General features: G+C 57.1%; 19 protein-coding genes. 15 read left to right on the forward strand and 4 right to left on the reverse strand.

What is annotated here, in order from left to right; translation table 11 throughout:
- Positions 1-71: 71 nt before the first annotated feature.
- The 11 genes from WEB54_RS02150 (at position 72) to WEB54_RS02200 (ending at position 12964) form a co-directional block, all read left to right on the forward strand.
- Positions 72-998 (forward strand): bifunctional riboflavin kinase/FAD synthetase, encoded by a 927-nt coding sequence (locus WEB54_RS02150; protein ID WP_368053005.1) that lies wholly within the window; start codon positions 72-74, stop codon positions 996-998.
- Positions 995-3817, forward strand: coding sequence for an isoleucine--tRNA ligase (gene ileS, locus WEB54_RS02155; protein ID WP_368053006.1), 2823 nt, complete (start codon positions 995-997; stop codon positions 3815-3817). Before WEB54_RS02150 ends, ileS begins: the two co-directional genes overlap by 4 nt.
- Positions 3818-3844: 27 nt before the next feature.
- The gene (gene lspA / locus WEB54_RS02160; protein WP_368053007.1) at positions 3845-4336 is read left to right on the forward strand and encodes a signal peptidase II; all 492 of its coding nucleotides are present in this window, start codon (positions 3845-3847) and stop codon (positions 4334-4336) included.
- A gap of 224 nt (positions 4337-4560) precedes the next feature.
- Entirely contained in the window at positions 4561-5004 is a 444-nt protein-coding gene (gene fkpB, locus WEB54_RS02165) for an FKBP-type peptidyl-prolyl cis-trans isomerase (protein ID WP_368053008.1), read from the forward strand.
- Positions 4994-5941 (forward strand): 4-hydroxy-3-methylbut-2-enyl diphosphate reductase, encoded by a 948-nt coding sequence (gene ispH / locus WEB54_RS02170; RefSeq protein ID WP_368053009.1) that lies wholly within the window; start codon positions 4994-4996, stop codon positions 5939-5941. Before fkpB ends, ispH begins: the two co-directional genes overlap by 11 nt.
- A 201-nt stretch (positions 5942-6142) precedes the next feature.
- Positions 6143-6655, forward strand: coding sequence for a GspH/FimT family pseudopilin (locus WEB54_RS02175; protein WP_368053010.1), 513 nt, complete (start codon positions 6143-6145; stop codon positions 6653-6655).
- Positions 6646-7140, forward strand: coding sequence for a type IV pilus modification protein PilV (pilV, locus tag WEB54_RS02180; protein ID WP_368053011.1), 495 nt, complete (start codon positions 6646-6648; stop codon positions 7138-7140). Before WEB54_RS02175 ends, pilV begins: the two co-directional genes overlap by 10 nt.
- 1 nt (position 7141) lies before the next feature.
- The gene (locus tag WEB54_RS02185) at positions 7142-8176 is read left to right on the forward strand and encodes a PilW family protein (protein WP_368053012.1); all 1035 of its coding nucleotides are present in this window, start codon (positions 7142-7144) and stop codon (positions 8174-8176) included.
- Positions 8173-8721, forward strand: coding sequence for a PilX N-terminal domain-containing pilus assembly protein (locus WEB54_RS02190; protein WP_368053013.1), 549 nt, complete (start codon positions 8173-8175; stop codon positions 8719-8721). The genes WEB54_RS02185 and WEB54_RS02190 overlap by 4 nt, the downstream gene beginning before the upstream one ends.
- A gap of 11 nt (positions 8722-8732) precedes the next feature.
- Complete coding sequence (locus WEB54_RS02195) at positions 8733-12449, forward strand: pilus assembly protein (RefSeq protein ID WP_368053014.1); 3717 nt, start codon at positions 8733-8735, stop codon at positions 12447-12449.
- Positions 12450-12523: 74 nt separating this feature from the next.
- Positions 12524-12964: a type IV pilin protein gene (locus WEB54_RS02200; protein WP_368053015.1), complete on the forward strand. Its 441-nt coding sequence runs from the start codon at positions 12524-12526 to the stop codon at positions 12962-12964.
- A gap of 57 nt (positions 12965-13021) precedes the next feature.
- Here WEB54_RS02200 and WEB54_RS02205 read toward each other — a convergent pair whose 3' ends face one another.
- The 3 genes from WEB54_RS02205 to WEB54_RS02215 form a co-directional block, all read right to left on the reverse strand.
- A complete protein-coding gene (locus tag WEB54_RS02205) occupies positions 13022-13594 on the reverse strand; it encodes a GspH/FimT family pseudopilin (protein WP_368053016.1) in 573 nt (190 codons plus the stop codon).
- A 157-nt stretch (positions 13595-13751) separates the two neighbouring features.
- Positions 13752-15134, reverse strand: coding sequence for a sigma-54-dependent transcriptional regulator (locus WEB54_RS02210; RefSeq protein WP_368053017.1), 1383 nt, complete (start codon positions 15132-15134; stop codon positions 13752-13754).
- A gap of 8 nt (positions 15135-15142) precedes the next feature.
- Positions 15143-16714: a PAS domain-containing sensor histidine kinase gene (locus WEB54_RS02215; RefSeq protein WP_368053018.1), complete on the reverse strand. Its 1572-nt coding sequence runs from the start codon at positions 16712-16714 to the stop codon at positions 15143-15145.
- 163 nt (positions 16715-16877) lie between these two features.
- Between WEB54_RS02215 and WEB54_RS02220 the strand changes: the two genes are divergently transcribed.
- Complete coding sequence (locus tag WEB54_RS02220; protein ID WP_368053019.1) at positions 16878-18500, forward strand: NAD+ synthase; 1623 nt, start codon at positions 16878-16880, stop codon at positions 18498-18500.
- A 236-nt stretch (positions 18501-18736) separates the two neighbouring features.
- Here the strand turns inward: WEB54_RS02220 and WEB54_RS02225 are convergent, their stop codons facing one another.
- Positions 18737-19579, reverse strand: coding sequence for an outer membrane protein assembly factor BamD (locus WEB54_RS02225; RefSeq protein WP_368053020.1), 843 nt, complete (start codon positions 19577-19579; stop codon positions 18737-18739).
- Between the two features lie 65 nt (positions 19580-19644).
- Here WEB54_RS02225 and rluD point away from each other — a divergent pair, with 65 nt between their 5' ends.
- The 3 genes from rluD (at position 19645) to clpB (ending at position 24098) form a co-directional block, all read left to right on the forward strand.
- Complete coding sequence (gene rluD / locus WEB54_RS02230) at positions 19645-20628, forward strand: 23S rRNA pseudouridine(1911/1915/1917) synthase RluD (protein ID WP_368053021.1); 984 nt, start codon at positions 19645-19647, stop codon at positions 20626-20628.
- Positions 20625-21383, forward strand: a complete 759-nt coding sequence (gene pgeF / locus WEB54_RS02235; RefSeq protein ID WP_368053022.1) for a peptidoglycan editing factor PgeF — start codon at positions 20625-20627, stop codon at positions 21381-21383. The genes rluD and pgeF overlap by 4 nt, the downstream gene beginning before the upstream one ends.
- Before the next feature lie 135 nt (positions 21384-21518).
- A complete protein-coding gene (gene clpB / locus WEB54_RS02240; protein ID WP_368053023.1) occupies positions 21519-24098 on the forward strand; it encodes an ATP-dependent chaperone ClpB in 2580 nt (859 codons plus the stop codon).
- Positions 24099-24238 lie beyond the last annotated feature (140 nt).

The following is a 24238-nucleotide window of genomic DNA, read 5'->3' on the forward strand; positions in this document are numbered from 1 at the left end:
AGAGCACTATAAAGACGGGCGGGGCGGTTTTTTGTATACTGCGCGGCCTTGTTTTCTCCCTGGTTCGTTTTATGCACATTAGCCGCAGTCCGCACCGCTTGGGTCAGCCCAGTGCCGTTACCATTGGCAGTTTCGATGGCGTGCATCTGGGGCATCAGCATCTGATCGCCGAGGTGCTGCGCGAGGCAAAGCAACGGGGCCTGACGTCTACGGTGGTTACCTTTGAACCGCAGCCCCGCGAGTTTTTCGACCCCGAGGGCGCTCCGGCGCGGTTGTCGTCGCTGACTGACAAGGTGCGTCGCTTTCGCGAGCTGGGTGTCGAGCAACTGGTGGTCTTGCCGTTTGACCGACGCTTGCGCTCTATGTCAGCCGCTGATTTTGTCGGGCAGGTATTGCTTGAAGGCCTGCAGGCGCGCTGGGTGCAGGTGGGTGATGACTTCCGTTTCGGGAACGATCGTAAAGGTGATGCCGCTTTTTTGCGCCAGTACGAATTCGATGTGGCCGAAATGCCCTCCCAGCGGATCAACGGCCACCGAGTAAGCAGTACGGCCATTCGTGGCTTGTTGGGCGATGGCCAGCTTTCGCAAGCCGCGGCCATGCTGGGCGAGCCCTACACTCTGAGCGGACGAGTGATTTATGGCCGTCAGCTGGGCCGAACCCTGGGCGTGCCGACCGCCAATATCTTACTGGCCCACCCGAAACTCGCCATGGCCGGGGTTTATGTTGTTCAGGCGCGCCTCAATAATGAGTGGGTGCCTGGCGTGGCAAACCTCGGGCCCAAGCCTTCGGTCAATGACCTTCGAAACTGGCTGGAAGTGCATTTGTTCGACGTAAGCCCGGATCTTTACGGTCAGCGGCTGGATGTGCAGGTGCTGCACAGGCTGCGCGGTATTGAAAGATTTGATACGCTTGACGCCCTTAAAAACCAGATTCATGCAGATATCCAGGCCGCTCGCGCCTGGTTTTCCCCATCAGACGGAAGTGATCGAGCTCCATGACAGACTTTAAAGCGACTCTGAACCTGCCGCATACGGATTTCCCGATGCGCGGTAACCTGGCCAAGCGTGAGCCGGAAATGCTGGCCCACTGGGAAAAAAACGGCATTTACCAGCGAATTCGCGAAGCCAGTGCGGGTCGCCCCAAGTTCATTTTGCACGATGGCCCTCCGTATGCGAACGGCAACCTGCACCTTGGGCACGCGGTTAACAAGATGCTCAAAGACATCATCATCAAGTCGAAGAACTTCATCGGCTACGATGCCCCCTATGTGCCGGGCTGGGACTGCCATGGCCTGCCGATTGAGCACAAAGTCGAGACCATGATTGGCCGCGCTGGCGACAAGGTCGATTTCAAAACCTTCCGTGCCAAATGCCGCGAATTCGCGCTCGGCCAGATCGACGGTCAGCGCAAGGAATTTATCCGCATGGGCATTTTCGGCAGCTGGGACAAGCCCTACCTGACGCTCGACCATCAAACCGAAGCCGACATCATTCGAGCCCTGGGCAAGATCGCCGAGAGCGGCCATCTGGTGCGTGGTTTCAAGCCGGTTTACTGGAGTGTGGTGGGTGGTTCTGCGCTGGCCGAAGCCGAGGTTGAATACCACGATAAAACCTCGTTCAGCATCGATGTGCGTTACGCCGCCAAAGATGAAGCTCAGGTGCTGACAGCGTTTGGCACCAAAGCAGGCCAGGGTGAAGTCTCCGCCGTCATCTGGACAACCACCCCCTGGACCTTACCAGCCTCACAGGCCATTTCGGTGGGTCCGGAACTCGACTATGTACTGGTGCAAACCGAATTTAACGGCGAACCGGCCCGGCTGATTCTGGCGGAAGGCCTGCTCGAAGCGGTAACCGCCCGTGCTGAATTGGGTGACGTTGAGGTGCTGGCGCGAGTACCCGGTTCAGCGCTCGAAGGCCTGGTGTTTGATCACCCCTTCTATCAGCGGGATATCCCTATTCTGCTGGGCGACCACGTTACGCTCGACGCCGGTACCGGCTGTGTTCACACCGCGCCCGACCACGGTATGGAAGACTTTGTGGTCTGCGGCAAATACGGCATCGAGACGATAAACCCGCTGGACGACAAGGGCGTGTACCGCCCCAATGTCGAGTTGTTTGCCGGTGAGCATGTGTACAAGGTCGAGCCGCACATCCTGGAAGTCTGTACAGAGAAAGGCCGGCTGCTGCACGAAGAAAAAATCCGTCACAGTTACGCCCATTGCTGGCGCACCAAAACACCACTGATCTACCGGGCGACACCGCAGTGGTTTATCAGCATGGACAAAGAAGGCCTGCGCGCTAAAGCGATGGACGCCATTAAGGGCGTGCGCTGGGTGCCGGGCTGGGGCCAGAACCGCATTGAAGCGATGTTCGAGCAAAGCCCCGACTGGTGTATCTCGCGTCAGCGTACCTGGGGGGTGCCGATTGCCTTTGTGACCCACATTGAAACCGGTGAGCTGCACCCGGAAATGCCACGCCTGATCGAAGCCGTGGCCGCCCGTGTTGAAAAAGAAGGGATGGACGCCTGGTGGGAACTGGACCTGGCAGATCTGCTGGGTGACGATGCGGTTAACTACGAAAAAGCGACCGATACACTGGATGTCTGGTTTGATTCAGGCGTGACGCACGACACCGTGTTGCGCAAGCGCGAAGAGCTCGGCCAGTACCCGGCCGATATGTATTTGGAAGGCTCGGATCAGCATCGTGGCTGGTTTCAGTCATCACTGAAGACCGCCGTGGCGATGAACGGCAGCGCGCCCTACAAGCAAGTGCTCACTCACGGCTTCACCGTTGATGAGAAGGGCTACAAGATGTCCAAGTCGCTGGGCAATGGCATCGAACCGCAGGAAGTGTTCAATTCTCTGGGGGCCGATATTCTGCGCTTGTGGGTAGCCTCGACCGACTACAGCGGCGATATGGCGATGTCGAAAGACATTCTGAACCGCTCGGCCGATGCCTATCGTCGTATCCGCAACACCGCCCGCTTTCTTATTTCCAACCTGGAAGGCTTCGACCCGGCTGCACACAGCGTGCACCACGGTGACATGCTGGCGCTGGACCGCTGGGCTGTGGACCGCGCCTACCGGTTGCAGCAGGAGATCTCCGACGCTTACGACAACTACCAGTTCGTGCAGGTGTACCAGAAGATCCACCATTTCTGTGTGCTCGACATGGGCGGGTTTTATCTCGATATCATCAAAGACCGCCAATACACCACCCAGGCGGATTCGCTGGCCCGGCGCAGCTGCCAAACGGCGCTGTACCACGTGCTGGAAGCCCTGGTCCGCTGGATCGCCCCGATTCTGAGCTTTACCGCCGATGAGCTCTGGCAGTTCATTCCAGGCAAGCGCAGCGTCTCGGTGTTCGAGCATACCTGGTATGACGGCCTGCAGCCGCTGGATGACGATGAGCCCATGGGCGTGGCCTTCTGGTCCGAAGTTCAGGACGTGAAAGAAGGCGTGAACAAGGTGCTGGAACTGGCCCGTAAAGAAGGCCGGGTTGGCGGTGCGCTCAAATCCGAAGTGACGCTCTATTGCGACGAGGCCCTGAAATCGGTGCTGACCACGCTCGGCGATGAACTGCGCTTTGTAACCCTGACCAGTGCCGTTACCCTGGCTAACCTGGCCGAGGCGCCGGAATCGGCCCATGAGACAGACCTGGAAGGGCTGAAAGTCAGTGTTTCCGCTTCCGGGCAGCCAAAATGTGGCCGCTGCTGGCATCAGCGCCCGGATGTGGGAGCGCATGCCAAGCACCCTGAGCTGTGCGGCCGTTGTGTCGAGAATATTGATGGCGACGGTGAAGTGCGCCACTTTGCGTAAGGGCTGGGCATGGCAATGAACGCAAGGATGAAACAGTCGGCCTGGTTGCTGATCGCCGCTATGGTGGTGGCGCTGGACCTCTGGACCAAGAGTCTGGCAACCCAGATGCTGCAATATGGTCGGCCGGTCGAGATTTTGCCGGTGCTCGATTTTACCCTGCTGCACAACCGCGGTGCGGCCTTCAGCTTTCTGAGCTCGGCAGGCGGCTGGCAGCGCTGGGTCTTCACCATCATCGCTCTGGCTGTTAGTGCCGTATTGCTGGTGTGGACTTTACAGTTAAAGCCGCAGGAGCGCTGGCTGTCGGTGACATTGCCACTGATTTTGGGCGGAGCCCTTGGCAACCTCTATGACCGGCTCACGCTGGGCTATGTGGTCGATTTTGTTCATTTTCACTGGCAGGGTAGCTATTTCCCGGCGTTCAACATTGCCGATGCCGCCATCACCGCCGGGGCCATCATGATGATTATTGATGCGCTCTGGCTGCAGGCACGGCGCAATGCGGCTTCCGGTAAGTCGTAAAGCTTTAACCCAAGTTTCGGAGTTCGGGTTGCCTGGGTGGCATGGGTCCGCAGCGGCTACCGGGTGTGCCCCTGTGGGGTCGGCGTAGATCCCTCCATGGAGCTTAGGCCGCAGCATCCCTGCTGCGGACTACCCCACAGGGGCACACCCGGCATCCACCGCTTGTGACCTCAACAAATCCGACATTTGAGTTGTAATACTCTTTTTCGAACAGGTAGTGAAACATGCAGATTCAGGAAAACTCGACCGTCACCTTGCACTTCGCGTTGCATCTGGACAGTGGCGAGCAGGTCGACAGTACCTTTGATCGCCGCCCGGCCACCCTGACCATTGGTGATGGTAATCTGCCGGAAGGGTTTGAACGGTGCTTGATGGGGCTAAGTGCGGGCGACCGGCGCAAGGTGCAGGTACCCCCGCAGGATGCCTTTGGCCAGCACAACCCGCAGAACATTCAGCAATTCAAGCGCGATCGCTTTGCCCAGTCTGAACCCCTGGAGGTGGGTATGGTAATGTCGTTTGAAGACGCCGGTAAGAATGAACTACCTGGCGTCGTTGCTACACTGGACGATGAATTTGTCGAAGTCGATTTCAACCACCCTCTGGCGGGAAAAACGCTGGATTTCGACGTCGAGATTATCGAGGTAAAAGAGGCGACCGATGGACATTAAACTGGCCAACCCACGCGGCTTCTGTGCCGGTGTAGACCGAGCCATAGACATCGTAAACCGGGCGCTGGAGCTCTATGGCTCCCCGCTCTATGTGCGCCATGAAGTGGTGCACAACAAGTTTGTGGTTGATGATCTGCGTAATCGCGGTGCCGTTTTTGTCGATGAACTGCACGAAGTGCCCGACAATCAACTGGTGATCTTCTCCGCTCACGGGGTTTCCCAGGCGGTGCGCCAGGAAGCTGACCAGCGCGGCTTGAAGGTGTTCGACGCCACCTGCCCGCTGGTTACCAAGGTGCACCTGGAAGTGTCCCGCTACAGCGCCGACGGCATGGAATGCATCCTGATCGGTCATAAGGGTCACCCGGAAGTTGAAGGCACAATGGGCCAGTACGACACGTCCAACGGCGGCGCCATTTACCTGGTGGAAGACGACCGTGATGTGGACAAGCTACAGGTACATGACGAAACCCGTCTGGCCTATGTCACCCAAACCACCCTGTCGATGGACGATACCGCCCGCATCATCGACGCCCTGCGCACCCGCTTTCCACACATTCAGGGGCCGCGCAAAAACGATATCTGCTACGCCACCCAGAACCGACAGGATGCCGTGAAGACCCTGGCGCAGGATTGCGATGTAGTACTGGTCGTGGGCTCTCCGAACTCGTCGAACAGCAACCGGCTGCGTGAACTGGCCGAGCGCATGGGCTGCCGCGCCTACCTGCTCGACGACGCCTCCCAGCTTGATCCGGCCTGGTTTGATCACACCACCACCATCGGCGTGACCGCCGGCGCCTCGGCCCCGGAAATACTGGTCAGCCAGGTGCTGGCAGGGCTGAAAGCGCTGGGCGCCACCGCACCGCTGGAGCTGGATGGCATACCGGAGAACATCACCTTCTCGATGCCCCGGGAATTGCGGATCAAACACCTGCCCTGAGCTTGGTGGTGCCCGCCACCCATGTTGTGCCCGCCGCCCATGGCGTACCGACCGGCATAACGACCTGCGAAAATTTGAACCTGTTGGCAAATTGCCGGTAATGTAGCCCACTCGTCCTTCCGCTCCAACCGTCTGTCAGTTTGGGCAGGTGTGGTTGCGTTAACCGATTAAGCTGATTGTCATCTATAGGTGGATGCGTCTATGAGCAGTCAGAAAGGGGTCACATTGATCGAGCTGATGATCGGGATAGGCATGCTGGCTATTCTGGTTGCCATCGCTGTGCCCAATTACCAGCTATTGGTCAAGAATAACCGGTTAACGTCGGCCAGCAACGAGCTGCTGGGCGTTTTTCAGGTGGCCCGGGCAGAGGCCGTTCGCAGTAACCGCCGTGTTGTGCTGATGCTGGAACCTGCCCCTGTGGCCACCAATAACGAAGGCCACGTCATGGTCTTTGTAGATGCCGACCGGGATAGCGTGCAGGATGCCGGCGAGCGCCAGGTGCGTACCTTCCTGCTGCCGGCCGGTACATTAACGCTAACCGCAGTGAACGGGAGCGGAACCGCCGTGGACCGCATCAGTTTCCAGCCCGACGGGCGAACCCTGGACAGCGCGACCATGTCCGTCAGTGTCTGCGACGACCGGGGCAAGGGGAAGGCGTTATCACTGCTTGGCTCGGGGCAGGCACGGCTGACAGGAGATATCACATGTTCCTGACCGGTGTGAACCCCATTGTGTCTAAACAGTCGGGCTATTCGTTGATCGAAGTGCTGGTGACGGTGGTCGTGCTCGCGGTAGGCCTGCTCGGGGTGGCGGGTGTTCAGGCGCTGGGTCTGCGTACCGCCAACGTTGCCCTGGACCACAACAGAGTGACGGTTCTGGCGACGGACATGGCCGAGCGCATCAGGGCCAACCCCATTGGCTTCCGGGACGATCACTATAGCGTGACAATGGATGAAGCCAACCCTCCGCCGGCTGCAACCTGTAGTGAGGCTTGCACACCAGAGACGCGCGCCGGGTCGGACCTGGCTGGCTGGTATGACCGGTTGATGGAACTGGACCAGGCCAGTGCCGTTATTGAAACTAATGCTTCGGTCGCTCAGATAACCATTAACTGGGTCGATCCCGGTATTGGCTTTGGTGGCCAGAATGCAGATGAGGCGCAGTCTTTCGTGTACCAGACCCGGTTGAGGACTCCATGATATGACCTTGCAGCGTGGTTTTTCCGTTGTTGAACTGATGATCGCCATGGCCCTCAGCCTGCTGCTGGGTCTGGGCATATTTCAGGTCTTTACCTCCAATCAGGAGTCGGCACGGCTGACCCAGGCACTGGTGGAGGTGCAGGATACCGGTCGTATTGCCCTCGATCTGGTTGCTCGCGATATCCGTAATGCCGGCTACTGGGGGTGTGCGGGGGACCTGGACCGCATTAGCACTACGCTCAATACAAATAGCGACTTCTATGATGTAGATATTCATAGCAAACCCAGTACTGACAGCGGTATCAGTGCTCAGGATAACGTGGACGCAGTTACCGAGGTAGACGGATATTTGGTTGTCGCCGGGACGGATGTGCTTGAACTTCGCTCTATGGCATCGGGTGGGGTGTCGATCTCGAAACCCATGAACACGGAGTCGGCGGCCCTGTTTGTCGAGCATGACTCAGGCATTGAAGTGGGCGACGTGCTGACTGTGAATGACTGCGAATCCGGCGATATATTTGAGGTGACAGGATTCCAGGAGTCGGGTAACGGGAGTAAAGGCAATAGCATGGTTCACAATCAGGGGAATACTACGGGTACACCCGGTAATGCGAAGAAAGAACTGAGCAAGCAGTACGGTATTGGCAGCCAGATTCTCCGGCCAACCTATCGTGGCTATTTCCTGAATGAGCAGAACGGTGTAAAACGCCTGATGTATCGCAATGAGCGTGATAGCACCACGGTATTTGCTGATAACGTAGAAGATTTTCAACTGATGTTTGGGGTCGACAGTACTGGCGACAGGGTTGCCGATAAGTTTGTCAGTGGCACTACCATAGCCAGCGACGGCTTGAGTTACGGGGATGTGCTAAGCGTCGAGGTGAGCATTCGTATTGCCTCGTCGGCCACCAACATAGTGGACGAGGGTATTCCCTATATCTGGAATGGTGGTGATGCCTTGCCCGAAGCTGAAGATCAGGGTCGTTTGCGCCGGGTATTTAGTTCGGTGTCTACGATAAGGAGCAAGTTTCCATGAGAGCAGTTCGGTTTCAGTCTCCGTTGGTGCCACGCCGTGAGCGGGGTGTGGTGCTGATTACCGCCCTGATCTTCCTGATTGTGCTAACCCTGGTTGCGGTAACAACGGTGCAGAATGTAAACCTGCAGGAGCAAATGACCTCGTCGGTTCGCCAGGGCAACATCGCCCTGGAAATTGCTGAACACGGGCTGCGGGATGCTGAAAATTTTATCATGAGTTTACCCAACTCCGGGGCCTTCTTTGTTTCCGGCAACGGCACCTACGACCAAAATGAGGCGCCGCTTCCATGGTCGGTAGACTGGGAATCTGACCAGGTACGCCACGGTACCGATGTCACCATAGACGGTGTCGTTTATGACACGCGCTACTTTGTTGAATACATGGGGCGCATGTCGGAACAGGAAAACACCGGTGAAATCGTTACCGGCGGGTCGCTGGACACGGTGGGCCAGAATATGGGTTACCGGGTGGTAGCCAGAGGGCTGGGTAACGACAAGATCACCGAGCGGGTTGTTGAAACCTACGTCGCGCGGACCTTCCAATAGGAGCTAGGGCCATGAGTACTTTCAAGACCAGGCTTGCCCTGGTATTTGCCACACTGACCGTCAGCGCCGGCACACTCGCCACCCAGATTGTACTGGAAGACTACCCGGTCAACTACGGTATCCGGGCGAAGCCGAATATTCTGGTGTCGATGGACGATTCCGGCTCGATGGATCTGGAACTGTTTCTGGTCGGGGCGACCGAAGGGTTGGGCTACTGGGACAGCGACTACTGGGGCAACAGCACCGGCAACGGTTTCGTTGAGAATAAGATGCCGGTTACCAGTGGCTATTTATCCGGTTCTTATTCTCATTTGTTTCCTGTTGGTGATGCCAATACGGGTAGCACCGAAGCCGACCGGTACAATGGCGGGGCGCAATACCCCGGTTACGTTGTGCCGCCTTTTCGGGCCTATGGTTTTATGCGCAGCGCCGACTGGAACAGAAGCTATTACAACCCTGAGGTTACCTACCGCCCCTGGCCTTCCTATGGCGGCGTCAGCTGGCCAGAAATAGACCCGGCGCAAGCCTGGCTGGACCCAACGGTTATTGGCAGTGATATGACCTCGCGCCATCTTGATTTAACGGCGCTCACCGCAGGAGACCGTTTTGGTACGGGTGACCGAACCGGGTTTAATTTCGAGAACGATATGTGGTGTGACGACAACGGTACCTTATGTAACGGGGACGAACCTCTCCTGGATTATTGGGCGGCCACCTATTATGTAGCAGATACTGAGTCCACTTATACCTACAATGGAACGGGTTATCAGTGTTCCGATTTTGCCAATGGCCCGGTGGCGGATGTCTACCATGAATTCCATGACGAACCCGGCTGGTTTAGCGGTGTCGATGCCTTTGCGCCTGACGGCAGTTGTCTCGAACAGGTAGAGATTCGCTCCGACCGACTCGACTACCCCAGTGGCCGCAGCTATGAAGACGAATTGCAGAATTTCGCCAACTGGTTCAGCTACCATCGAAAACGTCACCAGGTTGCACGCGGCGCCCTGGGTTATGCCCTGCAAGGTATCAGCGGTGTGCGTACCGGACTGTTCTGGATTAACAACCGCCGTGAAATTGATATGTTCGATCTTGACGTGCCGGCTGACGTAACCGATTTTCTTTCGGAGAATTACTATTATGTTGCTAATGGTGGTACGCCAAACAGTGATGCATTGCGTCATGCTGGAAGTCAGCTGGACAGTGACAGTTCAGATATTATTGAATACGCCTGTCAGAAAAATTACACGTTAATGTTCACCGATGGTTACACTAATTATAGCGGTAATACTGGTAATGTTGATGGTGATAAGGGTGCCCCCTATTCGGATGGCTATTCCAATACACTGGCAGATATCGCTCAGTATTATTACGATCGCAAACTTCGCGATGGCGACATTGGCGTCGATGGCAATACCTTGTTAGGTGGCCGCGTACCGGTCGCCGAAGCCTGCACTGACGGCACCCCCGACCCCTGGCTTGACTGCAACGACGACCTGCACATGAACACCTACGCGGTGTCGTTCGGATTGCAAGGCCGTGATGTGTATGGTCAATCCTTTAACAACGGGTCGATATCCGGTACTTATGAAAAAGTCCGTGATGCCTACAGCGTTTACCCAACCTGGCCCAACCCGGCCGACGGTAAGGGTGTCACCATCGATGATCTTTACCATACCGCGGTTAACGGCCGGGGTGAGATGTATAACGCCACGACACCCGAACGGCTGCAAACCGAGTTGCAGACGGCCTTGCGCCAGATGCTCGCGGCTGAGGGCTCAGCGGCAGGCCTGACCTTTAACAGCGCAACACTGAATGCAGACAGCCTGGTATTCAACACAATTTTCAACACCACCAACTGGACCGGAGATCTGATTGCCACCCGCCTCAACCCGAAAACAGGGGCGCCGGATGCCGGCATCGCATGGCAAGCCCAGGAAACGCTGGATGCCCAGGACTGGACCTCGCGGCATATCGTGACCTACAACGGTACCGATTCAACCCTGTTCGACTGGGGTAACCTGACCGCAGCGCAGCAGGACGATTTGAATACCAGCCCGTCGGGTACGGTTGATAGCCTGGGTGAAGATCGGCTGGCGTTCCTTAAGGGCGACCGCTCCAACGAGGGGTCACTGTTTCGTGACCGGGCGGCGGTGCTTGGCGATATGGTCAGCTCCACGCCAGCCTACGTGGCCGATACCTCGATAGCCTGGCCTGACTATATAGAAAACAATTTTTTTGGTGGCGACGGGCTGGGTGAGTCGCACAGCTACTTTCGTGACACCGTGGTGCGTGACCGCACACCGATGATCTATGTGGGTGTCAACGACGGCATGCTGCACGGGTTCGACGCCACGAACGGAACCGGGGGCGGTGTGGAGCGTTTTGCCTATATTCCATCGGTTATGTTCTCAAGCGACGTGGGCAAGGGCCTGCATTACCTGACGGACCCTGATTATACCCACCGTTTTTATGTCGATGCGGAGCCGGCTTACACCGATGTCTACGTTGACAGAGACGGGGTGGAGGAGTGGCGGACACTGCTATCTGGCGGGTTCAGGACCGGAGCCAAGGGTTTTTATGCCCTGGATATCACCGACCCGGCGGAATTTACCGCGGGTAATGTCAGCGACCGGGTCATGTTCGAATATTCAGACCCAACCGACACTCACCTGGGCTATATGTTTGAACGACCTTCCATCGGTATGCTGAACAATGGTGAATGGGCACTGATTTACGGAAATGGCTATAACAGTGAATCAGAGCAGGGTGCCATTTACGTTGTATTCGTTGAGCGGGTGCTGGCACACGGCTTTGTGCTGGGCGATACCTTTTACAAATTCCCGACCGGGCGTGGCGGCGCCATCAATGGTATTACAACGATCGATACCGACACCGACAAGGTTATTGATGCCGTTTATGCATCGGATGCCGGGGGCTATATCTGGAAGCTCGATTTGTCGGATCTTGATGAAACCGAGTGGGATTATGCCTACGACGGACCCGAGCCTTTTTTCGAAGCGAGAAGCAGCACCGGTGCCGTACAGCCGATCATAACCCGGCCGCGGGTGATCAGGCACACATCCATCAGCGATTCCAATAACGCCCCTAACCGGATGGTGATTTTCGGGACCGGCAGTATGGTCGAGAATGCGGACCTCGACAACACCGACGTGCAGAGTTTCTATACGGTCTGGGACGATGGCTCGCAAAGCGCGGCGCTGACACGGGACAACCTGCTGGAATCGACGGTGACGACAGAAACCAATGCCGACGGGTTCCCGGTGCGTACCATCGGCAATAGCGGCGACCCCTGGAAGAAAGAAAAAGGCTTCTTCTTTGATATGCCCGGCACCGGTGAGCGCATTCTGGATTATGTTGATATTCGCGCCAGTCGTAATACTGGCGACGACTATGCTCTTTTCTCCAGTATTATACCGGATGCCGACGTCTGTAATTACGGCGGGGCGTCCTGGGTGATGGCGGCCGATCTTGCCAGCGGCAAGTCGCCGACCTATGCCGTGTTCGATGCGAATCAGGACGGTGTTATAGACGATGCCGATGCCGGCATCGTCGGTGTCTTCTCAAGCGATTATCTGGTTGACTTTGTTGCGGTTGGCGCCACCGGTTACGGCAATACCTCAATGGGCGACATTGTGACCATCAATATAGAAGAGGGGCTGCAGACCTTCTCGGGTAGGTTGGGGTGGCAGGAGCTTATTGCTCGCTAGCGGTGTACGGGTAGTTTCCCGGGAGGTGTGTTCAGCGCCTCCCTGATTGAACGGGTTTTATAGGTGATTCAGAGATGCATGCATTTACCATGAAGAAACACAGTGGCATTACCTTGTTGGAGTTGATGGTCGTTGTGGCGATTATTGGCATTATTGCCAGTATCGCGTTTCCGTCTTATCAGAACCAGATAGAGAAGAGCCGGCGTGCAGATTGCCAGGCCACCATGACGGCCGCGGCGAACGCCATGGAACGTTATAAAACCGGTGCTGGCCAGGGCAGTTATGCCGATGCAAGCGTAGGCACAAACGGGGTGTTTGCAGCAACCTGTCCTTTCGATGGCAGTGACACTTATTACAGCCTTTCTTTGTCTGCATTAACCGCCAATGCCTATACCATTCTGGCGAAACCGGCGGGGCCGATGACAGGTACCGGGCGCCTTACCGTAACCCACACCGGGCAACGTTGCTGGTTTGAGGACGCAGATGATTCAGGCGGGTCCTGTACACCGTTTTAATCAGAGCAGCCGGTTTGGCAGGCCAGGTGTTTGACACACCGGTTGTTTAGAGGCTCCTTAGCAGACAATGTTTTGCCGTGTGCCCTGGTAAATGCGATCGACGAGGCCGTCGCCATTGGTGTCGTCAAAAAACCGGGTGTGGCCGAGGTGGGTGCTGCTAAAATGAAACGACAGAGCGTCGGCCTTGCCATTCGGGCAGACGGTTAGGCTGCGGAGGTTGCCGGAAAGCCCGCTGGCGCGATACCGGAAGTAAGGCAGGGTTGCGACACCCTGGTACATAACCAGCCGGGTACCTTCGGGTATGGCCATCTGTGCAATAATGTCGGTTGTCGAGGCGATGGCGTTAGCCCGGTTATCGTCGAAAAAGGCTACCCATGGCCGGGTCAGGTCGGTGTCGCACTGCGTGTCTTTAACCGGGCACAGGGTGACCCAGCGCTGGCGTGTAATGGCCTGGTGTCGGGCGGTTTTGAGTATCCCGGCCCAGCGCCATTGCTGAGTGCGGCTCTGGTGGGCTTCGAGTAACGCGCTAAAGCCGGGTACGGCCATACTGGCTAACACCGCCGTAATGGCGATAGCCAGCAGCAGTTCTATGGCCGTGATCCCGGTGTTGTGGCGGTGTTTTATGATCAAGTCGGAGTCCTTCCCTGTGCTATGTTATCTGATGATCAGGTATCTGATCGGCATCCTTGCTGCGTTAGATTGAAAGGTTGACGCTGCTGCGACAAGTCAGTAACGAATTTTCTGTGATGGGTTTAGCAAAAAAGATTCGGTGCTGTGATCGACTTGGCTAATCCAGCCCGAGTTTCTTCAGCCGATAGCGCAATGCCCGGAAAGAAATGCCCAGTGTCTTGGCGGCCGCGGTCCGGTTCCAGCGTGTTTGCTCCAGCGCCTGTTCGACCACTTCCCGTTCAATTTCTGTCAGATAATCGTCCAGGTTCATGTTGTTCGGTCGGATAAAGTGTCCGTTGCTGCCATTGCCATTGCCATTGCCATTGCCGGATGTCGGGCTGCCAGGCGCCGGGGTGTGTTCCAGTTGCAGGTCGCGCAGGCCGATGCGGTCGTCTTCGCACAGGGTGTAGGCGCGCTCCAGAATGTTTTCGAGTTCACGCACGTTGCCCGGGAAGGTGTAGTGCATCAGCGCCTGCTCCGCCGCCTTGTCCAGCCGGGCCGGTGCCAGTTCATAGGATTCAGCAATGCGGATTAAAATGCGCTGGCACAGCAGGGGTATGTCGCTACTGCGGTCGCGCAGCGCCGGAACCGGCAGATTGATCACGTTTATCCGGTAAAACAGGTCCTGGCGAAAGTCGCCGGAGGCGACCAGAACGTCCAGGTTTTTGTGGGTGGCACTGAGAATGCGCACGTCAACACTCACTTCCTGCTGGCTACCGATGACCCGGACTTTTTTCTCCTGAATCGAGCGCAGCAGTTTCACCTGCATGGCCAGCGGCAGGTCCGCGACTTCATCGAGAAACAGGGTGCCGTTGTGGGCCGCCTGAAAAAAACCGGCTTTGTCTTCCGTGGCACCGGTAAAGGCCCCTTTTTTGTGCCCGAAAAATTCGCTTTCCATCAGTTCACTGGGAATGGCGCCACAGTTGACCGGCACAAAGGGGCCTTCTGCGCGTGGCCCAAGCGCATGGATCTGGCGTGCGACCAGCTCTTTGCCGGTGCCCGACTCGCCCTGAATAAATACCGGTGCCTGGCTGCGTGCCAGCTTGCGGATCTTGCTCTGCAGACTGGTCATCGCTTCCGAATCACCGACCATGGTGGGAACCGCTTTACCGGGTGAGGTCTGATTCGTGGTAGTGCTGATTTTCAGCGCCTGGTTTACCAGGGCGCGCAGTTTTTCAATGTCGACCGGCTTGGAGATAAAATCGAAGGCGCCGGCCTTGAGCGATTCGATGGCCAGTTCCATATTGCCATGGGCGGTAATCATCGCTACCGGGGTATCCGGGCGCTGCTGCTGTATGTGCCTGACCAGTTCCATGCCATTGCCATCGGGCAGGCGCATGTCGGTCAGGCAGAGATCGTAGGTTTGCTGGCCGATCTGTTTAATGGCGGATTTGAGGTCTGGTACGCTCAGGGTATCCAGCCCCATACGCATCAGGGTCAGTTCAAGCAGTTCGCGAATGTCGGGTTCATCATCGACAATCAGGACGCGTTGATTGGCCATGGTGGTGTTTACTCCTGTAAAGCAGTGTGCGCGAAAAGGATGCGAAAGCAGCCACCGTTGCTATCGCCGGTATAGAATAGCCGGGCCCGGTTGGCTTCGGACAGCTCCTTGGCGATGTATAAGCCAAGACCGCTGCCGGAGGCATCGGTGGTGTAAAACGGTTCGAATAAATGGTTGATCTGGTCTTTATCAATGCCCGGACCGTAGTCTCTGATATCCATATACGACTGCCCAGTATCTGCCAGTGTACCAAACCGAATGGTGACCTTCCGTGCGCCGGTTCTGAGTTCACTGTAGCGCAGCCCGTTATCAACCAGGTTGATCACCACCTGCATCATGCGTTTGGGGTCAATCCGTACCCACGAGGCCGGGTCTCCCCTAACCTGGATATCATTCGGCTTTGCCTGCCCCTGGCGGTATTCGGCGATGCAGGTATCGAGAAAGTCGCGCAATATGACCGGCTCCAGCTGGACAGTGGGCTGACGCGACATATCCATAATGTCGTTGATGATGGTGTTGATCCGGTTGCTGTGGTTGCGCACGATGCTGAGCAGGCGCTGATCGGCCTCATCCAGGGCGGGGTTTTCCGCCAGCAGTTGGGCGGCATGGCTGATCGCGCCCAGAGGGTTGCGAATTTCGTGGGCGATGGAGGCGGTCAGCCGACCCAGAGAGGCGAGCTTCAGGTGCTGCGCCTGTTGCTGTACCCGCACGGTATCTTCGACAAAGATAATCAGGTCGCATTTGGGGCTGTCTTGCAGGGGGGCAAAATTCAATTGCACCAGAGGGCGGTCTTTGCCCATCTGCAGAGGTTCGGTCCGTTTGCCAGGTTCCTGCTGCCAGGTATCCATCCGTTTTTGCATGTCCCGGGGGAGCCAGAAGGTAGGTTGCTCAAGGCCCAGCTGTTCCCGGGCGGCGTGATTCATCAGCCGGATGGAGCCTTCCCAGGTGGTGACGATGATGCCGGTGCGCATGCGCTGCACGATCAGTTCGTTCAGGTGGCGCAAATCGAGAATGGTGTCGGCCTGGGCCCGGGCCAGTTGTTCGGTTGAGCGGACCCGTGAGATCAAATATTGCAGCAGCAGTGTCACCGCAAAGAAGGCAACGCCTAACAGCGCTGCTTGAAGCAGGTTATCCCCGCCCAGCGTATTGACCGAAAACATTTCGGTATAGACCGCGCCGGATGCCGCCATGGCCGCGACCAGCATGCTGTGCTGAAACCGCAATAACAGACTGCCAATAGCGACGCTGACGATCATCAGATTGCCAAAACCGGTCTCGACACCGCCCAGGTAATGAAGTATCAGTGATTGCATCAGGATATCAGTCAGCAGCAGCACCACCGTTGGTATGCTGCCCATCTGGCCGCTCACGGTCACCACCAGGCCAATGATGCAGATGATCACATAGGCCAGGGCGGCATACAAAAAGGAGTCGGCGCTTAGCCGGGGCAGCGCCAACATGGTTTCCAGTGGCATCAGCGCCAGCACGCTGAGGGCACTGGCCAGCATCAACCGGTAGATGCCGTAATAAAACAGGATCTGCTGGCGGCGATAGCTTGGGTACTGGGGCGAGAAAATCATCTGGGTTGCGTGTCCTGTCGCAGAGACCCTGTTTGGCGGGCCCGTTTGGGTGGCTCAGTATAAACACCCTTGTGGCAGTGAAAACAACACCCAGTCAGCGTGACTTGTTCTGCTCCGGGGAAAACCGGACAATAGCGGGCTTTAGTCATCGGTGGAGAAGGTAATGACGTTGCGTGTGGCCCTGGTTCAGGATCGGTTTCCGGTCGGCGACATTCCCGGCAATACTCAAAAAGTGCTGGAAAGAGCGCAGGCAGCCATCGACCAGGGGGCCGACCTGGCTGTGTTTCCCGAGCTGACGCTGGCCGGTTACCCTCCTGAAGATTTGCTGTTACGACCGAGCCTGGGCCTGCGAATCAGCGATGCGCTCGAAGCGCTGAAAGCCGCCGCCTTGCCTATTGGCATCGTGGTTGGCTACCCCGAGCGTGAACAGGGTGCCCTGTACAACAAAGCCATACTGATCGACCGGGGTGAGGTGATTGCCGATTACCGCAAACAGCACCTGCCCAATTATCAGGTCTTCGACGAGAAACGCTATTTTACCAAAGGCACCGAAACCTGCGTGTTTGATTACAAGGGTGCGCGGCTGGCGCTGACCATCTGCGAAGACATCTGGTACGACGGCCCGGCACGCAGAGCAGCCGAAGCGGGTGCCGAGATCAACATCAACATCAATGGCAGCCCCTACCATATCGGGCGTTTGCCCGAGCGCCACGCTCAGGTCGCCCGGGTCTCCAAAGCCTTCAATGCGATGACGATTTATGTGAATCATCTGGGTGGACAGGATGAACTGGTTTTTGACGGTGGCTCTTTTATTGCCCAGAGCGACGGTGAAATAGCGGTTATGTTACCGGAGTTTGAACCGGCGTTGACCTGCGTTGATCTGCACCAGACCCAGCACGGCTGGCAGGTAGCCCAACCGTCCAAAGCCCCGGCGCTGGATGTTGAAGAGACTCTTTATGAAGCGCTCAAGATGGGCCTGGCGGACTACGTTAATCGCAATGGTTTCCCCGGGGTGATACTGGGCTTGTCGGGCGGTATCGATTCCGCCCTGAGTGCGGCCATTGCGGTTGATGCTCTGGGTAAGGATAGAGTGCATGCGGTAATGATGCCCTATACCTATACCGCAGAAATGAGCCTGGAAGATGCCCGGGCCGAGGCTGATCTGCTGGGCATCCGTTACGATGTATTGCCCATCGGCACTGCCTATGAAGCGGCTCTGGAAACCGTTAGCCCGCTGTTCGAAAGGCGGTCGGTCGACACCACCGAACAAAACATGCAGTCACGCATGCGAGGTCTCTTTCTGATGGCGCTGTCCAACAAACTGGGTGCCATGGTGCTGACGACCGGCAACAAGAGCGAGATGGCCGTTGGTTACGCTACCTTATACGGCGATATGTGCGGTGGCTTCAATGCCCTGAAAGACGTGCCCAAGACGTGGGTGTACAAGCTGTCGAACTGGCGTAACGCCCGGAGCCGGGTGATACCGGAGCGGGTGATCACCCGGCCACCCTCGGCCGAGCTGGCTCCGGATCAGAAAGATGAGGACAGTCTCCCCTCCTATGACACGCTAGATGCCATTATTGAGCGCTACGTCGAACGGGATGAAAGCCTGAATACCATCGTCGGTGCTGGCTTTGACGCAGAAGAAACCGAGCGGGTAATCAGGCTGATTGACCGCAATGAATACAAACGCCAGCAAGCTCCGGAAGGTGTACGGGTGACCCGGCGCGGTTTCGGTACCGACCGGCGTTATCCGCTAACTCATGGTTGGAAGCCCGGGCGATAGCGCCCTGGAGCGGTGTCTCAGCTTCAAACTCAAGTTTCGGAGTTTTGCCCACCCAACTGAGTGTCAGGTGCCGGGTATACCTATCTGGGGAAGTCTGAGGCATGGATGCCGAAGTCTAGGCCCCATGGATGGGTTAACGCCGACCCCAGATAGGTATACCCGGTGCCTGACACGGATTCCTGGCTACAGGTCAAAACTGAACTCCGAAACTTGAGTTCAAGAAACTGGCTGGCCGTTTAGCTCAGAAACCCCAACGTCAGTATTTTCAGCCACCAGCGGTCCTGCTGCCGATAGGGCGATTCATAGTCGCCACTGGCCAGGGTGGCATGTTCCGGGTAATCACGCTGCAGTGCTTCCAGTGCCTGCGCTCTGTCCTGTGGTAAGCCGAGTTGATCGTAGGATTCAATCAGCACCACCAGCGCATCGCCCTGGGCACTGACGCCCGGATAGTGCTGGCGCACCACCTGAGCCCGTTCAGCCGCTGAGACCCAGGCATCGCGTCGCATGTAGTAGTCGGCCACAATCAACTCGTGACGGGCCAGAGAATCTTTCAGAATGATCATGGTATCGATTGCGTCTTCCCGGTAGTCACTGTCCGGAAAGCGCTGCAAGTAACGGTTGAGCGCCTCAAAGGCACTTTCACCCTGTGCCTGCGAACGCTGAGCGAGATCCCCCCGACCCGTGATGCCCGAGTTCTGTTCATACATTCGGTAGTAGCTCATGCCTCTGAGATACCAGGCGTAGTCGACACTGGGGTGGTCCGGGTTCAGGCGGGTGAATCGGTCTGCATCGAGCAGGGACTGAGCGTGGTCATTGCTCATGTAGCGGGCGTACATTAGATCCAGCTGCAGCTGTTTGGCATATCGTCCGAAGGGGAAGCGGCTCTCCAGCTGTTCCAGCGTATCGATGGCCAAAGTGTAATTGCGGTTCTCGAGATGCCCGGAGGCTCGCTCGTAGAGCGCCTGTTCAGATTCCTGATTGTTTGTTTGAAACAGGCTGCAGCCACCCAGCGTGAGGGTGAGGGTGAGCAGGGTAACCAGTGCTGGCCAATTGATTAATGCTGAATGACGGTGAAACATGCTTTGGGTCCGGCCCTTGAAGTACAATAGACGGCTATTGTAACCACAGGCACGCAAGGGCTCCAATGACCGATTCCCCCCAGACGCTGGAAGACAGCAAAACAGTACCGCTTGAGATGGGCCAGAAGCGGCTCGATCAGATCGCAGCCAGCCTGTTCAGTGAGTATTCCCGCTCGCGGATTCAGCAATGGATCAAAGAAGGTCAAGTCCTGGTAAATGGTCAGGTGCGTAAACCCCGCGATAAACTGATCGGTGGTGAAACCCTCTCTTTAAAAGCCGTCCTGGTCGATGAAGAGCGCTGGGACGCCGAACCGATTGACCTTGATGTGGTGTATGAAGACGACGACATTATCGTCATCAACAAACCGGCGGGTCTGGTTGTGCACCCGGGTGCGGGTACACCCGGCGGGACCATGCTGAATGGTCTGCTGTACCGCTATCCGGAACTGAAATCTGTGCCTCGCGCCGGCATTGTGCACCGCATCGATAAAGACACCACCGGGCTTATGGTGGTGGCACGGACCTTGGCGGCGCATACCAGCCTGGTTGGCCAGTTACAGGATCGTAGTATGGGCCGGGAATACGAGGCGCTGGTTACCGGCATTATGACCGGCGGTGGCCGGGTCGATGAGCCTATCGGCCGCCATGCCACCGCCCGCACCAAAATGGCCGTTACACCAACGGGCAAAGAGGCCACAACGCATTACCGGGTTACGGACCGGTTCCGTAACCACACCTTCATTCGCTGTAAGCTGGAAACCGGTCGTACCCATCAGATTCGGGTGCATATGGCGCACATCGGCTATCCTTTGGTCGGTGACCCGGTGTATGCCGGTCGCAAGCGCCTTCCGAAGGGCGTAACACGGGCGGTATCCGAAGCCTTGCGCCAGTTTGAGCGTCAGGCGTTGCATGCCGCACAACTTGAATTGATTCACCCTCGTACCGGCGAGCGGATGGCCTGGCAGGCCGATACGCCCGACGACCTGATCGACCTGCTGGCACTGCTGGAGACGGACAACGAAGGTGAGGTGGATGACGACGATTTATGACCATGGAAAGGCCTTTGTGGCCGGTGCCCAAAGCGGTAGGGCTGGGCTGGACAACACGCGAAGGGGGCCACAGCGAGGCACCCTTCAACAACAATAACCAGGCCCATCATGTCGGCGATGCACCCGCCGCAGTGGAGGCGAACCGGGCCGACCTGTTAGCCGGGATGGCTGGTTGCGAACGCATCTGCTGGCTCTCCCAGGTTCACGGGACCCAGGTGGTCGCCGCAGAAACCGCCACAGTTGGCGCTGAAGCGGACGCAGCCACAGTATCCCAGCCAGGCATTGCGGCCGCTGTCATGACCGCAGACTGTTTGCCGGTTTTTTTCTGGCAGGATGATGGCGCTCAGGTGGCCATCGCTCATGCCGGATGGCGGGGGCTGGCCGCCGGCATACTGGCCGAGACATTGCAGCAATTCAGCGACCCGAACCGGGTGCGCTGCGGCCTCGGCCCTGCCATTGGCCCCGGCGCGTTTGAAGTGGGTATGGATGTGATTGACGCTTTCTCTAACTGGCCTGGCGCCAGTCGCTGCTTCAAACCGGCCGGTTCGCCGGGTAAATGGCTGGCCGATTTGCCACAACTGGCGGAGTTCTGGTTGCAGGAGGCGGGTGTGCCCGCCGTTTACCGCACCAAGGTCTGCACCTTTACCGATGCCGAGCATTACTATTCCTACCGGCGTGATGGCACCACGGGGCGTATGGTCAATGTGATCTGGCGACGCACCGATGCGGATTTTCCCGGTGGCCGATGCGGGTAATGCCACTCAATTGCCCCGAGCTCCTAAATTTTAATAAAAACTGATCCGGGTCAACTGTTCAAAATTCAAGCGCTTGTTATTAATCGCTTAGCCCCTATTTTCCTACTAACTTGAACAGATTATTGAGGTTGCCTCATGCGTATCGACCGACTGACCAGCAAATTGCAGGTTGCCTTATCGGATGCCCAGTCCGTTGCCCTGGGCCGAGATCATAATTTCATTGAACCGGCACACTTGCTGGTGGCCTTGCTCGAGCAGAACGGGTCGGCCATCGCACCGCTGTTGCGCAACGCCGGCGCGGATGTCGCTAAACTGAAAACCGGGTTGGCCACTTATCTGGATAGTTTGCCACACATTCAGAATCACGATGGCGAAGTCCACATGTCCAACGACCTGGGCCGGGTGATGAATTTTGCCGACAAACTATCCCAGAAGCGTCATGATCAATACATCGCCAGCGAACTGGTGATTCTGGCCATGGCGCAGGATCGCAGCCGCATTGCCACGGTGCTGCGCGAGTCTGGCGTGACCTCAGAGAAACTGGAAGCCGCCATCGACCAGGTACGCGGCGGCGAAGCCGTGACCAGCCAGGAAGCCGAAGAGAGCCGCCAGGCGCTGGAAAAATACACCGTTGATCTGACCACTCAGGCCGAAGCGGGAAAGCTGGATCCGGTGATCGGTCGAGACGATGAAATACGCCGCACCATTCAGGTTCTGCAACGCCGTCGCAAGAATAACCCGGTGCTGATCGGGGAGCCGGGGGTGGGCAAGACCGCCATTGTCGAAGGGCTGGCGCAGCGTATTGTGAATGGCGAAGTGCCGGAGACGCTGAAAAACAAACGCGTTCTGTCGCTGGACCTCGGGTCGCTTTTAGCCGGTGCCAAATACCGGGGCGAGTTTGAAGAGCGGTTGAAAGCGGTACTGAACGAATTGTCGAAGCAGGAAGGTCAAATCATTCTGTTTATCGATGAACTGCACACCATGGTCGGCGCCGGCAAGAGCGAAGGCGCTATGGATGCCGGCAATATGCTGAAGCCGGCTCTTGCCAGGGGTGAATTGCACTGCGTGGGTGCCACTACGCTGAACGAGTACCGTCAGTACATCGAAAAAGACGGGGCGCTGGAACGTCGCTTTCAAAAGGTGCAGGTTAACGAGCCGAACGAAGAAGACAGCATTGCCATTCTTCGCGGTTTGAAGGAACGTTACGAGGTTCACCACGGGGTCACCATTACCGATTCGGCGATCATCGCGGCAACACGACTGTCACAGCGCTACATTACCGACCGGCAATTGCCCGACAAAGCCATCGATCTGATCGATGAAGCGGCCAGCCGTATTCGCATGGAAATCGATTCCAAGCCAGAGAGTATGGATAAATTGGAGCGTCGGCTGATTCAGTTGAAAATCGAAGCCGAGGCTCTGAAAAAAGACGACGACAAGCTGACCCGTAAAACCCTGAAGCAGTTGGAACAGACCATTGAACAACTGGAGCGGGAATACGCCGATCTGGAAGAGATTTGGAACACGGAAAAGGCGGCGGTGCAGGGCACCCAACATGTGAAAGAGCAGTTGGAGCAGACCCGCATCGAACTGGAAACGGCTCGCCGCAGCGGCGACCTGGCGCGGATGTCCGAACTGCAATATGGCCGTATTCCTGAACTGGAAAAACAGCTCGACATGGCCAGCCAGGCGGAAATGATGGACATGCAGTTGCTGCACAACAAGGTGACCGACGAGACCATCGCCAACGTCATTTCCCGTTGGACTGGCATACCGGTCGATAAAATGTTGGAAGGCGAGCGCGAGAAGCTGCTGCGCATGGAGGACGATCTGCACCACCGGGTGGTTGGGCAGCAGGAAGCCCTGGTGGCGGTCTCCAACGCCATTCGGCGCTCTCGTTCCGGGTTGTCGGACCCGAACCGTCCGAACGGCTCCTTCCTGTTTTTAGGCCCGACCGGTGTCGGTAAAACCGAGCTGTGTAAAGCGCTGGCGGAGTTTCTGTTCGATACCGAAGAGGCGATGATTCGCATCGACATGTCGGAGTTTATGGAGAAACACTCAGTGGCCCGATTGATCGGGGCACCTCCGGGCTATGTCGGCTATGAGGAAGGCGGCTACCTGACCGAGGCGGTGCGCCGCAGGCCCTATTCGGTGATTCTGCTGGATGAAGTGGAAAAAGCACACGGTGATGTGTTCAACATCCTGCTGCAGGTGCTGGACGACGGTCGTCTGACTGACGGCCAGGGTCGTACCGTGGATTTTCGCAACACGGTTATTGTGATGACCTCGAACCTGGGCAGCGACATCATTCAAACGCTGGCGGGTGAAGAGAATTACGAAACCATGAAATCGTCGGTAATGGATGTGGTCGGTCAGCATTTCCGGCCCGAGTTCATTAACCGGGTGGACGAAGTGGTGGTGTTCCATCCGCTGCAGCGCAATCAGATGCGTGGTATTGCCGACATTCAACTGGCCTCACTGCGCAAACGTCTTGTCGAGCAGGGCATGAAACTGCACCTGACCGAAAAGGCCATGGACAAGATCTGTGCCGCAGGGTACGACCCGGTATACGGCGCGCGTCCGCTCAAGCGGGTGATTCAGCGGGAGCTGGAAAACAGCCTGGCGCAATCCCTGTTACGCGGCGATTTTGGCAGCGGTGATGCCATCGAGGCTGACGTGCGTGATGGTGAAATGGTGTTTTCAGTGGGACACTGAGGGTGAGTAATGTACTTATTCACGTTTCGTAATTTGGGTCGGTCAGGTGCCTTTGGTCCGCGTCGGCCACCTGGGGAACCTCTGTGGGGTCGGCGTAGATCCGTCCATGGAGCCTAGACCGCAGCATCCATGCTGCGGAC

It is taken from the genome of Saccharospirillum sp., from assembly GCF_040881935.1.
Classification (GTDB): domain Bacteria; phylum Pseudomonadota; class Gammaproteobacteria; order Pseudomonadales; family Natronospirillaceae; genus Saccharospirillum.